Source organism: Trinickia sp. (assembly GCF_036503415.1).
Taxonomy (GTDB): Bacteria; Pseudomonadota; Gammaproteobacteria; order Burkholderiales; family Burkholderiaceae; genus Trinickia.
Map to the genome: position 1 here is coordinate 1 of NZ_DASXWY010000096.1, position 14,700 is coordinate 14,700.

General features: G+C 62.0%; 13 protein-coding genes. 7 read left to right on the forward strand and 6 right to left on the reverse strand.

The annotated features are described in order from the left end of the window. From VGL01_RS13240 to VGL01_RS13255, 4 genes are all read right to left on the reverse strand, one after another. On the reverse strand, window positions 1–149 hold a 149-nt coding region (locus VGL01_RS13240), incomplete at its 3' end, for an ATP-binding cassette domain-containing protein (protein WP_331570000.1). Window positions 150–202: 53 nt separating this feature from the next. Continuing rightward, window positions 203–1,336: a substrate-binding domain-containing protein gene (locus VGL01_RS13245; RefSeq protein WP_331569983.1), complete on the reverse strand. Its 1,134-nt coding sequence runs from the start codon at window positions 1,334–1,336 to the stop codon at window positions 203–205. A gap of 153 nt (window positions 1,337–1,489) precedes the next feature. After that, window positions 1,490–2,053, reverse strand: coding sequence for a type III effector (locus tag VGL01_RS13250; RefSeq protein ID WP_331569985.1), 564 nt, complete (start codon window positions 2,051–2,053; stop codon window positions 1,490–1,492). Between the two features lie 280 nt (window positions 2,054–2,333). Then, window positions 2,334–4,226, reverse strand: coding sequence for an SMP-30/gluconolaconase/LRE-like region family protein (locus VGL01_RS13255; protein ID WP_331569986.1), 1,893 nt, complete (start codon window positions 4,224–4,226; stop codon window positions 2,334–2,336). A 551-nt stretch (window positions 4,227–4,777) separates the two neighbouring features. Between VGL01_RS13255 and VGL01_RS13260 the strand changes: the two genes are divergently transcribed. Continuing rightward, a complete protein-coding gene (locus VGL01_RS13260; protein ID WP_331569987.1) occupies window positions 4,778–6,253 on the forward strand; it encodes a trypsin-like peptidase domain-containing protein in 1,476 nt (491 codons plus the stop codon). 34 nt (window positions 6,254–6,287) lie between these two features. On the opposite strand, the gene VGL01_RS13265 is transcribed toward VGL01_RS13260, so the two are convergent. Continuing rightward, window positions 6,288–6,518, reverse strand: a complete 231-nt coding sequence (locus tag VGL01_RS13265; RefSeq protein WP_331569988.1) for a hypothetical protein — start codon at window positions 6,516–6,518, stop codon at window positions 6,288–6,290. A gap of 254 nt (window positions 6,519–6,772) precedes the next feature. Here VGL01_RS13265 and VGL01_RS13270 point away from each other — a divergent pair, with 254 nt between their 5' ends. The 6 genes from VGL01_RS13270 (at window position 6,773) to VGL01_RS13295 (ending at window position 14,385) form a co-directional block, all read left to right on the forward strand. Next, entirely contained in the window at window positions 6,773–7,420 is a 648-nt protein-coding gene (locus VGL01_RS13270) for a response regulator transcription factor (RefSeq protein ID WP_331569990.1), read from the forward strand. Window positions 7,421–7,454: 34 nt separating this feature from the next. Continuing rightward, entirely contained in the window at window positions 7,455–9,197 is a 1,743-nt protein-coding gene (locus VGL01_RS13275) for a sensor histidine kinase (RefSeq protein ID WP_331569991.1), read from the forward strand. 159 nt (window positions 9,198–9,356) lie between these two features. After that, window positions 9,357–11,405 (forward strand): elongation factor G, encoded by a 2,049-nt coding sequence (fusA, locus tag VGL01_RS13280; RefSeq protein WP_331569993.1) that lies wholly within the window; start codon window positions 9,357–9,359, stop codon window positions 11,403–11,405. An 83-nt stretch (window positions 11,406–11,488) separates the two neighbouring features. Further along, entirely contained in the window at window positions 11,489–12,031 is a 543-nt protein-coding gene (locus VGL01_RS13285) for a DUF488 domain-containing protein (protein ID WP_331569995.1), read from the forward strand. Window positions 12,032–12,367: 336 nt separating this feature from the next. Beyond that, window positions 12,368–13,600, forward strand: a complete 1,233-nt coding sequence (locus VGL01_RS13290) for a tetratricopeptide repeat protein (protein ID WP_331569997.1) — start codon at window positions 12,368–12,370, stop codon at window positions 13,598–13,600. A gap of 143 nt (window positions 13,601–13,743) precedes the next feature. Next, a complete protein-coding gene (locus VGL01_RS13295; RefSeq protein ID WP_331569999.1) occupies window positions 13,744–14,385 on the forward strand; it encodes a DsbA family oxidoreductase in 642 nt (213 codons plus the stop codon). 177 nt (window positions 14,386–14,562) lie between these two features. Here the strand turns inward: VGL01_RS13295 and VGL01_RS13300 are convergent. Beyond that, window positions 14,563–14,700, reverse strand: a 138-nt coding sequence (locus tag VGL01_RS13300) for a DUF2282 domain-containing protein (protein ID WP_331570001.1), incomplete at its 5' end; no start/stop codon positions are given.

Below are 14,700 nucleotides of genomic sequence, written 5' to 3' on the forward strand. Positions count from 1 at the left end.
GTGGATTTGCCCGCGCCGTTTTCGCCGAGAAGCGCATGAATCGAGCCCGCGCGACACGAAAACCGCACATCCTCGAGCGCCCGGACGCCGCCGTAATGCTTCGACACACCCTCCACGCGCAGCAGTGGATCCGATGCTCCCTCCCCCATCGTCGTGCTCCCCTTGTCGGCCGCGGCAACGATGCGCGGCCGCGCTCAAGCGTTCAGTTGTTCTGGCTGCTCTGCTTCGCAATTTCCTCGGCGGAGAACCCGATATTGCAACTGGGGAAGTTGTTGCCGGCGAAGAAGCTGCCCGGCAGTTTGGGGAAGACATTCTTGTCCGGCGTAAATGGCGAATAGTCGACCGACGTAGGCAGCGCGATGCTTTGCGGCACCACTTTGCCTTGCAGCGCCGCAATCGCGGTTTTGACCGCCACCGCGCTTTGCGCCGGCCCGGTACCGCCCGACTGGCAGGTCAGGTCTGCCTTGTCGCATAGCATCCGAAAAGCGTTCTCCGTCTCGCCGGAAATCGGCGCCTTGAACTTGCCCGCGTCGAGCATGGCCTGCACCGTGCCCTGGGAGCCGCCCTGTACGTAGATACCGTCGAAAATGCCGCCCGCGGCGATCGCATCCGCGGTTGCCTTCTGCGCATCGCCCGGTGCCCAGTTGCCGATCACATCGACTACCTTGACCTTGCGGCCGGACTTGTCGAGCACTTCATGAAAGCCCTTGTCGCGGGCGAGATCCACCGGTTGGCCCGACGGTCCGCGTACGTGCAGGAACGTCAGATCGCCGCTCTTCTTTTTGGCTTCCTTCAGCAAGAACGTCGCCGCCATTTCGCCGAGCCCGACCTGGTTGACATTGACCGAGACTTGATCGGGGCTGTCGATCACGTTATCGAACGATACGACGACGACACCCTTCGCATTGGCCTTGCGCACCACGCCCTTGAAAGCCGCGGAATTGTTGGCATCGACGATGATGGCATCGAAGCCTTGGTCGATGAAATTGTTGGCGGCGGCAATCTGCGCGGAGATGTCCTGGCCAACCGAGACAACCTTGAATTCCTTGATGTCCTTTTTGACCGCCGGCTGGGAAACATAGGCTTTGGCAACGCGGATCATCTGCACGCGCCAGTCATTGGCAATAAAACCGTTAACGAGCGCAATTCGATAGGGGCCCGGTTTGGCCGGCCACTGGAAGTACTTCGTGTCGGACGCCTGTGGCTTGAAACAGCCCGGATCGGCGCCGGGCCCGCCAACCGCCTTCGGGCCTTGCGCAAATGCCGGAGTCGATAACGCGACCGCCATCAGTGCGCCAACGATCATGGGATGCAGAGCTTTATGCCAAGCTTTCATTGACCTACCCCCATAGAAAGGTATCGCCGCAATGCGGGCAAGTGTGGAGAGTGGCGATTGCCCTGTCAAGAAGTGAGAGGGCTCGTCACTTAATGGGATGTCGTGGGAGTAGGTTGTATTTTGCGCTGCAGCAGCAGGCGTCGCCGTTGCCGATCAATCCACATCCGAGGGTTTTTCCCCGGTGCCGTCCGTCCTGAAACCGGTCATCTGCTGCGCCAGGTCCTGCGGCCGCGCGTGCCGTTCGGGGCGCACGTCCCAGTCGAACACCGTGCGCGCCACTTCGGCGTGGCCGTGAACGCAATTGCTCTCGTCAGCGCCGCTCGTCTCGTATTCGGGAAAAATCGGCTGCTGCTGAATTTCCTTCATACGCGCGAGCTGCTCATCCGTCATCTCGCCGTGGTCGATTACGCGCGACGCCGATTGCGGCTCGATGAGCTTGTCGTCACCCGCGTTGATTGCCGCGCCCTTCAGTGCATTGACGCGAAACGGCGTGCCATCGGGCAGCGAGCCGCTCACCTTGAAGCGATGGACCTTCGGTGCATGCGGATCGGTGCGTCGCGAATGTCCGATGGCGAGCGCCAACTCCGGCTCTCTCGCGCGCTCGGCCTCCGATGTTTGATATTGGATGTGTCCGGGATCCGTGACGTCGCCTGCTTCGTTGATCTTCGTGTCGCTCACGACGGTACTGACGCGCCTGCCCGGCAGCGCCGACAACATGGGCGAGACGTTCCGAGTCCGTGAGTCGCCTTGGGAAGGCTCTTGTTCGGCCGTGCGGTTGTTCGTCCTTTTTCCAGCGGTGCTGCCCGTCTGGCTAAGCGCTCTCGCGGCGCGGCCCACTCCTCTGCCATGCATTCGCCCCCTCCGTTGTCGCTGTTTATCGTCGGAGTATCGAGTCCAGGCCGTTGTAATGTTTCAAGCCAAAGCGTAAAACCGCTCCCGCAAGCGAAATGGTCGCGTCGCTTTCCGCACCAAGCTCGAGCGCGGAAATCGACCGATTTCAAGGGCGCCATCTATACACGACGACACTGGATCCGTTGTAGTTGTCCTTCGCAACCAGGTACTCGCCGTTCGTACTCAGATAAGCCCGCAGTCCATACATCGAATCCACGTCGTTGCCGACGTCGATCCGGCCTTCACTGCTGTTGGTCAGCGTCGCCACTCGCTGGCCGCCGCTCAGGCTGAATACGTCGATGTTCGGCACGGTATGGACATACCCCACGAAAAGATAGTCTCCGGCGGCTGCGAGCGACTTCGCGCTCGCGTTCTCCAGCACCACGACCGGATTCGGCCTATTTGTGTTGCCGGCAAGCCAACCGTGATAGACCTCGATGCGCTCGCTCATCTGCGTCCAGTCGAGCGTACTGCCGCTCCCCTGCGCAAGGATCATCGTGTCGCTCTCGGGCAAGTAAACGATTCGCACGAGCGGACGGACGCTGGCCGGGACCGGGATCGTTTCGGGCGGGCTCCACCTCGGTTTCCCATCGGCGCCGAAGCCGAGAAGCCGGTAGTGGTAGATCGCGTCGGTCTTGTCGAGCGCTGCCCAGACGTCGCCCTTGCTGTCCAGGCAAAAGCCTCCTGTCACTTCCCGCACCGTATCGAACAAATCGCCGGGCAACGAGCCGTCCGGTATGGCGATATATCCATGCGCGGCATTGAAGTGAAAGAAATGAAACGTTCTGGGGTTTTGGCTTGCCGCGACCAGAATGAGATTCCCTCCCACGCGGGCCAGTTGTCCGAAATGCTCACCGCGCTGGGTGCTGTCGAGGCGCGGGTCCGAGGGAAACTCGAACGGATCGACGGTATTGGCGAAAAAGACGCCGCCCGACTTTCCACGATAGATGTTCGTACCGCTGTAGAAATCGGTGCCATCGTTACCGGGATCGGGTGCGGCAATCGCTTCGAAATTCAGCGAATGCAATTCCCACTGCATTCGGCCGGCCCTGTCATACGCACGGATATCGGTGCCGCCGGTCCGGGCGAGGTCCCATCCCCTACCCCACGGATTGTTGAGGACATAGAGATTGCCGCTGCCGTCGCGTCCGATCCCTACCACGCGATTGAAGCGTTTCTCGCCCGTTTGCCCTTTGATGCCGGTCGAGGTGTCGAGGTAACCGCCGCGCACGCCGAACGTGCCGGCGAGCCTGGGAAGCCCATTCGAAAACGAATATAGCTTGATGTTCAAATCAGGGCCTTCGTCGCCCACCAGCAACTGCTTCGAGGTCGAATCCCAGGAAAGTGCGGATGGCCGCGACCCCTCCGGCATACGAATAGCCGTCAATTGACGCCCGGCCGCGCTGAACTCGACGATTTCGCCCTCGTCTTGTCGGGCAACCCAGACGTTTCCGGCATCGTCCGCCGTCAGCGCGCCGGGTTTCTGAAAGGCGATATCGCGCTGCCAGATGCCATCGACGGTATAAATGCGGACCCGGCTGCCGGGAAGGTCGCTCGCGTAGACCAACGATTTCGATGCCGCAAGACCGGTGATTCGATCGGCATGAACGCCGACACTCGCATTGCTGACCTGGAATACCCGGTCGCGCAAGCCAGTCGTTCGATCGAAACGTCCGACCGCCCCGCTGCCGCCGCGCGCGCTCGACTGCAACTCGGCAAAGATCGAGGTGGCATTTCCGGCGATGGCGCCGCCTTGAACGTCGTTGTGCCGGCCGATGGAGCCGATCGTTTTACCGTTGCGATAGATTCCGATACCGCCCGCGTTCTCGTCCCACATCGATGCCGTGTAGACCGTGCCATCAGGCGCGACCCACATCGAGCGGGCCGCGTTGCCGACATGCTCGGCAAGCGAACCGTAGGAGTTCGCGAGCCAGTCCGTGGTGTATCGCGCGGGACAGGACGGCGCAACCGCCGCGACCATGACGCCGAAAAGCGCCATACGAATTATTTTGTTTGTGAGCACCGATTTTTGTCCAGAGCTTGCAGCAAATTTCGATAATAGCAACCAGAATTTGTTGAAAAATTCCTGCGAGCCGCAACGCATATTTTTTATTCAACGATGACGATCAAGCGTGTCCGCATACTCGTATCCGGGCTTCTCGATCGGAGAAGACGTGATTGCGTTCGCCGCGCCCGCGCTTCGTATCGGTATCGCGCCGGCGTCGGCTAACGTGCTATTTCTCTCGGTTTAATGTTTTGCGCCGCGACATCTCTCGCGGCGCGCAGACGATGCAACGCTTTTTCGTCCAACACACGCTTGCCACCCCACATCGGAAGTCGCGTCTCCCCGGATCAGCAATGTAGCGCAACGCTTGCGCGACCCGCCGCGGAATACGACGCGGCGATCATCTTGAGCGGTTTGGTGCGCTCTCTCACAGGCGGCGAAACGTCGAGCGAGCAACATGAATGGACGGACACGCGAGACCGGTCTTCCGCTTTCGACCGGTAGCGTTCCCATTTGCGCTCAACGCCAACCCAATGGAGCGAGCCGTGAGCATCAGAACCTCGGGAACCCCCCATCCGGCCTTACGCAGCATGGCTGCGGCGTCATTGTTCTGCGTTACCCTCTGCGTCGTGCTACCGCTGTCGACGTACGCGGCGCCACCCGCCTCCTCACCCGCCAGGACTGTCCATACGTCGCCCGACAGCGGCAGCCGCAACGGCAGCATTGAAAGCGCACCCAACTACGCGATATTCGTCGACCGGTACGGGCCCGCCGTCGTCAATATCCGTGCAGCGGGCGACGCGGACCGACCTGCGCAACTCGACGCGATCGCACCCGACGATCCGATCGGCGCCCTTCTTCAGTCCACCGCCTCGCAGCAGGATCAATCCCCGGCCGCTCGCGTCATGTGGGGGCGTGGTTCGGGGTTCATCGTCAGCCCGGATGGGCTCGTCGTGACGACGGCGCACACCGTGAACCGCGCGGACGAGGTCACGGTGACGCTGACCGACCGGCGCCAGTTCAAGGCACGCGTGCTCGGCGTCGACCCGCGAACCGATGTCGCGCTGCTTCAAATGCAAGGCGCGTCGAAACTTCCTGTCGTCCGGCTCGGCGACGCTGCGAGGGTAAACACCGGGGAGACCGTGTTGACGATCGGCGCTCTCGAGGGCGCGCAAAACACGGTCACTGCGGGGATCGTCAGCGTCGCGCCACATGCGTTGCCCGACGGCACCACGTTCCCGTTCTTTCAGACCGAGATTGCCGTGAACCCCGATAACTCGGGCGGCCCCCTGCTGAATCGAGACGGCGCGGTAATCGGCGTGGACGTGCAGCTTTACGTGGACGCACCCCGCTATCAAACGATGACGTTCGCCATCCCGATCGCGGCGGCAATCGAACTGCGTACGCATTTGCTGGGTCAGGCGAAGGCCAGCGGCGGCAGTCTCGGCATTACAACGCAGGATCTCGATCCCGGTCTGGCCACGGCGTTCGGCCTATCGCGACCGCAGGGCGTACTCGTGACGCTCGTCGCCCCGACGGCGCACGGCACCGCTGCCAACGGCCTGAGGGCCGGCGACGTCATCACGCACGTCAACGGAAAGAGCGTCGATCACGCCGCCGACCTGCGCGATGCCGTCGCGGGGCTGACGTCAGGCTCGAAGGTCACGCTCAAAATCGTCCGCAACAACAAGCCGATGACGTTGAGTGCAACGGTAGCGGCGTCCACTGACGCCGCGGCACCCAGCGGCGACGATCTCGACAGGATCGGTCTAGTCGTCCATCCGCTCAGCGAAGCCGAACGGCGCACAAGCGGGGTCGAAGCTGGTTTGCTCGTCGATGCGGCCTCGGATCTCGCGGCGGATGCCGGGATCGAGCCCGGCGATATCGTGGTGTCGGTGAACGGAAAGCCCGTTGCGTCCCGCGAAGCGTTGGCCGCACTCGTCGCCTCGAGCCCGAAGGTAGCTGCGCTGCTGATCGTTCGCGATAACACGCGTACGTTCGTATCGCTGAAATCCAGGTAGCGCGGCCCGCGCCGGGCGCGATGGCTTTGCTCCGTTATCGGCCGGAGCCAGGCCCCCGCGCGGCGGAACATCCGGTCTCCCTCAGGCGCGCCACGGTCCTCGCGCCCAAACGCGTCAACACGGGCCGGCTGCGCCCGCCGCCGGTGTGTTCGATATCGATCAACTCGCGCTCAACGAGCGATGCGACGTTCGAGTCGTCGATATCGATGCGCTCCGGCGCGTCCGTGGCGACAAATAGCAAAGCGACCTCATGCGGCGTCAGCATTGCGCTCTCCATGTCGGATCGATCGTCGAAAGTGCAGGCAGTTTGGCTCAAGCGGGCGGCTTCCGAAACCGGACTCGGGCGGAATCTCGGGTAAGACTTCCTTACTCTCATGTAGGGATATTCTTATTCGTCGGACAAGAGCTCTGGTAGCGGCAAACGCACCTTCCCTAGCTTTTTCCAGCCTTTCATTTGCGCCCTCTCATGAAAAGAACCACACTTTGAACACGCACGAGAATGCGTATGAGAGGCGCCTGATGATCAAGGTCCTACTCGCGGACGACCACACCGTCGTGCGGCAGGGGCTGCGCCATATTCTCGAGACGGCCGGGGATTTCGAGGTCGTCGGTGAGGCGGGCGATGGCGCGGCGGCGCTCGATCTGGCTAATCGCGTCGACGCCGACGTGCTGCTCCTCGATTTGTCGATGCCGGAATGCACGGGGCTGGACTTGATCGGTCATATCCGGGAGGCAGCGCCGCAATTGCGCATCCTCATCGTGACGATGCATGCCGAGCAACAATACGTCGCCCGCGCTTTCAGTGCGGGTGCCGCGGGATACATGACGAAGGAAAGCGCCGGGCTCGAACTCATCTCGGCGCTCAAAAAGATTGCAACCGGCGGCGTCTATATCAGCGTGCCGATCGCCGAACGGCTCGCGGGCAAGTTGCGCGAGCCTGGGCACGCGTCGGCTCATCAGCGGCTTTCCCGGCGTGAACTCGACATACTCCGTCGCCTCGCCCGGGGCAAGTCGGTCACTGAAATCGCCACCGAACTCGAGCGCAGCGTAAAGACGGTCAGCACATACAAGCAGCGTATCCTCGAAAAGCTGGAGCTGCCGCATGAGGCTGCGCTGATTCGCTACGCGGTTCGCCATCATCTGATCGATGCCGAGGAAGAAGAATAGGCAAACATCGGCCATCCGCCGCGCGGTGACGCAAATGAACGAGTTGCCCGACCCATCCCAGATGTTCATGTCGACATCGCCGCCCGGACATCGCGACAGGCGGCTCGCTGCGGGAGTGATGAGCGTCTCCGCTGCAGTCTTCATCGCACTGGTTCCGTTCGCCGATCGCCCGCTACCGCAGATATGGGCATTCATCCCGCTCTATCAATCGGCTTTGATCGTCAATGATTTCGTCACAGCGGCGCTTTTAGTCGGGCAGTTCGCCATTCTGCGTTCAACGGCCCTGCTCGTTCTCGCGTTCGGTTACCTGTTCACGGGTTTCATGGGCGGCGCTCACGCGCTCACCTTTCCGGGTCTCTTTACGGCAACGGGGTTGCTTGGCGCAGGAGAACAAACGACTGCATGGCTTTATATGTTCTGGCACGGCGCCTTTCCCGTGGCAATCGCGGCCTACGCCCTTTGGAAGCCTACGGCCCAGGTGCGCAGCGGCACCCGCGCAGTCTGGATCGGAGCCTGCATCGCCGCAGCGTTGCTGGCGACGAGCGCCCTCGTGGTACTGACTACGACGGGCCACGCTCTACTGCCGCACATCATGGCGGGTCACTTCATGACACCCTCGCTGCTGGTCGTCGTGTGGACGGTATGGGGGCTCAATCTCGCTGCGCTCGTCATCTTGTGGCAACGGCGGCCACACGCCATTCTCGATATCTGGTTGATGGTCGCCCTGGGCGCATGGCTTCTCGACATCGCCCTCTCGTCGATATTCAATCGAGGCCGATTCGATTTGGGCTTCTACGCCGGGCGCATCTATGGGCTGCTCGCCTCGTCGACCGTGCTCTTCGCGCTGCTCTTCGAGCATGCCAAGCTCTATGCGCACGTCGTCAACGCCCTGGCGGCAGAACGGACCGAACACCTGCTCGTACAGGAGAAAACAGCGCAGCTCAACGAGGCGAACGCGCGGCTCGAGCACCGTGTGGCTGCGCGCACGCGCGAACTGACAGCGTCGAACGCGGAATTGCGTCGCGAGATCGAAGAGCGCGAGCGCGCCGAGCGAGCCTTGAAAACGTCGCGCGAGGAAGTTCGGGAGCTGTCGGCCACCTGCGCCAGCGCGCGGGAGGCCGAACGGCGCCGCATCGCACGCGAGCTCCACGACGAACTCGGACAAACGCTCGGCATGCTGAAGGTCGACCTCGATTGGCTCATGGACAACGTCCCGCAAGACGACGCTCACGTCGCCCGAAAGATTGCCTCGATGCATATGCTCTTGAGCGGGACGATCAAGTCCGCTCGGCGCATCGCCTCGGACCTCCGTCCGCTGGTACTCGACGATCTCGGATTCGTGGCCGCCACGCACTGGCTCGTGACGAACGTCGAGCAACGATACGGCATTCATTGCAAACTGACTTTCCACCCCGCCGATCCTGCGCTCGTCGAGCCTTACGCCACTGCGGTTTTTCGAATCGTTCAGGAGGCGCTCACCAACATCGCACGCCACGCGCATGCGTCGCACGCCGACATTACTGTCGCCCTCACCGACAGCCACATCCTATTGCGGATCAGCGACGATGGGACCGGATTCGATCTGACCCGCCCGCGCAAGAGCGGATCGTACGGACTCATTGGACTGCGCGAGCGCGCCTATCTGCTGGGAGGCACCTTCGAGATCGAAGCTTCTCCCGGCAACGGCACGACCGTCGAAGTCCGCATCCCGCTGGAAACGAGCCGCAGCAACGTGCAGCCATGGGCGAGCGGCGCGCGTAGTCCCGGACCGGCTTAGGATCTTTCATATTACAAAACCGAAAGCGACCGGGCTGGCCGGGCGAGGCGTCTTCCCCCGCGCAACGCGGGGCATCGAACGCCGTCGACAGCCGATTGCTGGCGACGTTCGCCGTTTTCGCCAATAATGCGTCGATAACAATCGCAGGACGGAGGCGCCATGGACTATTCCCCCGAAGCCATTCGTACCGTCGCGGTGGTCGGTCACACCGGTTGCGGCAAGACCTCGCTCGTCGAGGCGCTCCTGCACGAGAGCGGCACGATCCACGCGCCGGGCAGCGTCGAGCGCGGTACGACGGTCTGCGATTTCGATCCGCTCGAGCGCAAATATCACCATTCGCTGAGCTCCGCGATCGCGCACGTCGATTACCGCGACACCCGCATTTATCTGGCCGATACACCGGGTTACCCCGACTTCTCGGGCCTGTCGATCAGTGCGCTGCCCGCCGTGGAGACAGCGGCCATCGTCATCAATGCGCGCGCCGGCATCGAAATGACGACGCGGCGCATGATGGCCTGGGCTCAGGCACGCAAGCTGTGCCGAATCATCGTCGTCAATGGCATCGACGGCGAGAAGGTCGATCTGCCCGGCATCGTCGCTCAGATTCAGGATACGTTCGGCAAAGCGTGCCTGCCGATCAATCTGCCCGCCCAGGGCGCGCAAGCGGTGGTCGACTGCTTCTTCAATCCTTCGGGCGAATCGGACTTTCTGACGGTAGCCGCGGCGCACGATGCGCTCATCGATCAGGTGATCGAGCTCGACGCGAATCTGATGGAGCTCTATCTCGAACAAGGCGAAGCGATCAGCCCCGAACAACTGCATGAGCCGTTCGAGCGCGCGTTGCGTGAAGGGCATCTGGTGCCGATTTGCTTCACCTCCGCGGCCACGGGCGCCGGCATTCCCGAACTCCTCGATATCTTCGTGAAGCTGTTGCCGAGTCCGCTCGAAGGCAACCCGCCTCTTTTTTATCGCGACGTCGATGGCCGTCGCGAGGCCGTTCAAGCGCAACCGCTCGCCGACAAACACGTCCTCGCGCACGTATTCAAGATCGTGGTGGATCCGTACATCGGCAAAATGGCCGTGTTTCGAATTCATCAAGGCACGGTTCGGCGCGACAGCCAGCTCTATATCGGCGACGCACGCCAACCGTTCAAGGTCGCCCATTTGATGACACTCCAGGGCAAGGAACACGTCGAGATCGCGCGCGCGGGACCGGGCGATATCTGCGCGACGGCCAAGGTGGACGAGATCGGCTTCGATGCCGTTCTGCACGATTCGCCCGACGACGGCAACATTCATCTCGCGCCCCTCGCGTTTCCGACACCGATTTACGGCCTCGCGATCGAGCCCGAGCGCCGCGGCAACGAACAGCGCCTGTGGGAAATCCTCCAGAAGCTGACGGCGGAAGATCCTTGCTTGCGAATCGAGCATTCGGGCAACAACGAAACGGTCGTACGCGGTCTTGGCGAGCTGCATCTGCGGCACATGCTCGAGCGGCTCGCCGATCAATACAAGGTCTCCGTGCTCACCCGGCCTCCCAGGATCGCCTATCGGGAAACGATCGTCGCGCAAGCGGAAGGACATCATCGGCACAAGAAACAGACAGGCGGCGCCGGACAATTCGGCGAAGTCATGTTGCGCGTCGAACCCTTGCCGCGCGGCACCGGCTACGAATTCGTCGATGCGGTCAAAGGCGGCGCCATTCCGGCTCAATTCATGCCGGCCGTCGAGAAAGGGATACTGCAGGCGATGGAAAGCGGGCCACTGGCCGGCTTCCCGATGCAGGACGTGCGTGTGACGGTTTTCGACGGCAAGAGCCACCCCGTCGATTCGAAGGAAGTGGCGTTCGTCACGGCGGGACGCAAGGCGTTCATCGACGCCGCGCTGAAGGCGCAGCCTCTCGTGCTCGAGCCGATCGTCAATATCGAAGTGATGACGCCCGAGGCGGCCATCGGCGACATCATCGGCGATCTGTCCACGCGCCGCGCCCAGGTACAGGGCACGCGCGCACTCGCGGGACACGCCGTCGTGGTAACAGGAAAGGTGCCGCTATCGGAGCTGACCGATTATCAATCCCGCCTCAACGCCATAGCCGGCGGGCATGGCAGCTATAGCATCGAGTTCAGTCACTACGATGCGGTCCCGCCCAATCAGCAGGAGCGGCTCGCCGCGGAACATCGCAAGCAACATGAAGCTGCGGCGCAGTGAATGCGCCGCCCAGGGCCTGCCTCGATTGACATGGCGCAAGACTTGCGCACCGACTCAGGCCGCCCTCGTCCACACTTTCTGCAATGCGACACCCGTTTTTCACGATCGGTCATTCGACACGCTCTCTCGACGAGTTCATGGGCCTGCTCGAGGCCTCCGATATCGAACTGCTCGTCGACGTGCGCAGCTTTCCGCGCTCGCGAACGAACCCGCAGTTCAACGTGGACACGTTGCCGGATGCGCTGGCGGCGCACGGAATCGAGTACTGTCATCTGCGGGAGCTCGGCGGACGGCGAGGCAAATCGCAGCGCACGGAGCCTTCGGCGAACGGATACTGGACGCATCCCGCGTTTCGCAACTATGCCGACTACGCATGCACCGCGACGTTCGCCGAAGGCCTGGCCGCGCTGCTCGAATTGGGCGCGCGCAAGCGCTGCGCCATCATGTGTTCGGAGGCCGTCTGGTGGCGCTGTCATCGCCGCATCATTACCGACTACCTGCTATCGCGCGGCGAAGCGGTCAGACACATACTGGGGGATCGTCATGTGGACGCCGCCACCATGACGCCGAGCGCTCGACCTCAACCGGATGGCACCATCATCTATCCCGAAGGCACGCAGTCGTGAACAGGCACGGTCCGCGTACCTGAGACGAATGCCCTGCTATAAGCCACCTGGGAAAAACCGACTTCGGTCGGCGCAAGCCTATCGCGCGCTTATTACGTGAAATCGTAAAAACTGCCAAAGAAAGCGGAAATAGGCGAAAAAGATCGACACAGCGCATCGAATCGACGGCTTCGCTTCGAAGATCAACCTTTCGCGATCGATCGAACAAACCATCGTCGAGCGCTTAACGTTGCGCTCGAGGCAACGCGCTTGCAAAACACCGGCGATTCACGTCGCCGCATTCAACGTTTCCGAGATTGCCGTCAAGTGTCGCCTGACCGGTCAGATAAAACCTCCATGGACAGACAATCATTGCCGCCCGATAGCGATGTCGCCTCGATCGCCATGAACGAGTCGCTTGGCATCGAAGCGGCTGAACTCGAGGCGCGGGCGGATTGGCACTTCACGAAGCGCGAATTCCGCGATGCGCTGGCGTGTCAGTTACAAGCCGTTGCCATCCGTCAGCGCGCCAATGACGTGACAGGCGCGGGAAACGGCGCACAAAACGCGGGCCTTCTCTATTTTCTTCTGGGCCATCACGAAGATGCGATACGCGCTTACTCGGAGGCGTTGGAATCGCGTACGAGCACGGACGACTTTCGCGGGCAAGCCGTGACATTGGCGCGGATGGCCGAGGTGTATCAGCATATCGGCCGGCACGGGCAAGCCGTTCAACTGCTCGAACAGTCGCTAGACCTCCTCTCACGGGCCGGCACGAGCGAAGACATCGGGACCGCGCTGAACAACATCGCCGTCTCCTACCGGGAACTGGGCGAATGGGACAAGGCGATGCGATGCTATGAGCGATCGCTCGAGAATCGCAGACAGACCGGCGACATCGAGGGACTCGCGGCAACGCTTCATAACCTCGGCGTCCTGTATTCCGATCAGTCGCATGACGATCACGCCCGCAAGCTGCTCGAGGAAGCCCGCGGCCTACGGGAAACGATGGACGACATGCAAGGAGTCGGGCAAACGACGCTTCGGCTCGGCATGCTTCACGAGAAGCATGGAGATTTCCCGGCCGCTATCGCGGCCTACGAGCGTGCCCTGACATTGGCCCGGCGAGCGGACGTGCAAAGCAAGGACGACGAAGCCGCTGCACTGCTCAATCTCGCGGATGTCCATTCGAATCAAGGCAACATCGAGCGCGCGCTCGCGCTACTGGGTGACGCCGAAAGGCTCTTCAACGAAACAGGCATGACGACCGGCGTGGCCATGGCGCAATACGGGCGTGGCAGCACGCTCGCGGCAGCGGGCCGTATGTCCGAAGCGCTGGCCTGGTTCGAGGCGGCACAATCGCATTTCTTGCGGCTGAACGACCGGCCTCGCCTCATCTCCACGTTCATAGCCATGGGCACGCTTTTGTCGCGCACGGAGCGGCACAGGCAGGCTCGCGACGCGTTCTCGTCCGCGCTCGAATTGCAAAGGGAATTGGCACTGCGCGCCGACGAGGCGATCACGCTGCAATTGATCGATCGTGAATCTGCCGCTTTGGGCGACGCCGGAACCGGTCTCAATCGCCATTAGCGGGTTGATCGTTCCGGCCGGCGGTCGTCCCTATAAACGGACCGGAACGAACAGGCCGCTCGCACCTTCCTGCACGCGCCCCCGAATTGCGCTAACCTGTGCAGCGCTCGGCTGAAAGTGGCCAACTTCTTACTGGCGAAGCAATGACGCAGCCCCTTCGAATCGACTTCGTTTCCGATATCGCATGCCCCTGGTGCGCGATCGGCCTATCCTCGCTACAACAGGCACTTTCCCGGCTGGGACAAGCCGTCGACGCACAGATCGTCATCCATCCGTTCGAGCTCAATCCGCAAATGAGGCCCGAGGGCGAGGCGATCGTCGATTATCTCGGCAAGAAATACGGACGCACGCCGGAAGAGATCGCGCAAACCCAGGCCATGATTCGCGAACGCGGCGCGAGCGTCGGCTTTACGTTCGGCGCGCGCAACCGGGTCTACAACACATTCGATGCGCATCGGCTCTTGCACTGGGCCGGCATCGAAGGCAAGCAGTTGCCGCTGAAGCTCGCGCTCATGCAGGCCTATCATTCCGACGGCAAGGATCCGAGCAATCGCGACGTGCTCGTCGAAGCGGCGCAAACGGTCGGACTCGATGCCGACCAAGCGCGCGATGTTCTGGACAGCGGCCGGTATGCCGATGAAGTCCGAGCCGAAGTACGGGATTTCCAGGCACTCGGCATCCAGTCGGTTCCGTCGATCATTTTCAATCGACGTTACCTGGTCACGGGCGGACAGCCGGTAGAAGCATTCGAGCAAGCGATCAAAGAGGTTTTGGCGGAAACGTAGTTTGCTATGTCCGCCATCGCGTGACGCCCCGAGCACAACGCGATGCGTTTGCGCCGATCGGCGCAAACGCGGTTGGATACTCGAGGCAGGAGGCTGCGTCAGCCGAGCGGCAGGACTGTCGCCGCCACGGGTGAGTGCTTCGTCCCTTCGTCCCTTCGTCCCTTCGTCCCTTCGCCGTTACGACTTGGTGGGCGCGAGCGAGCCCATTCCGTGCGGCGTCTTCATCGTCGTGCAGGTACCCGTCGGCACATTCTTGTAGTGCGCGCCGTCATAGTCCATCTTTTGCGTGCCGGCGCAAGTGGTCCCCGCCCCCGC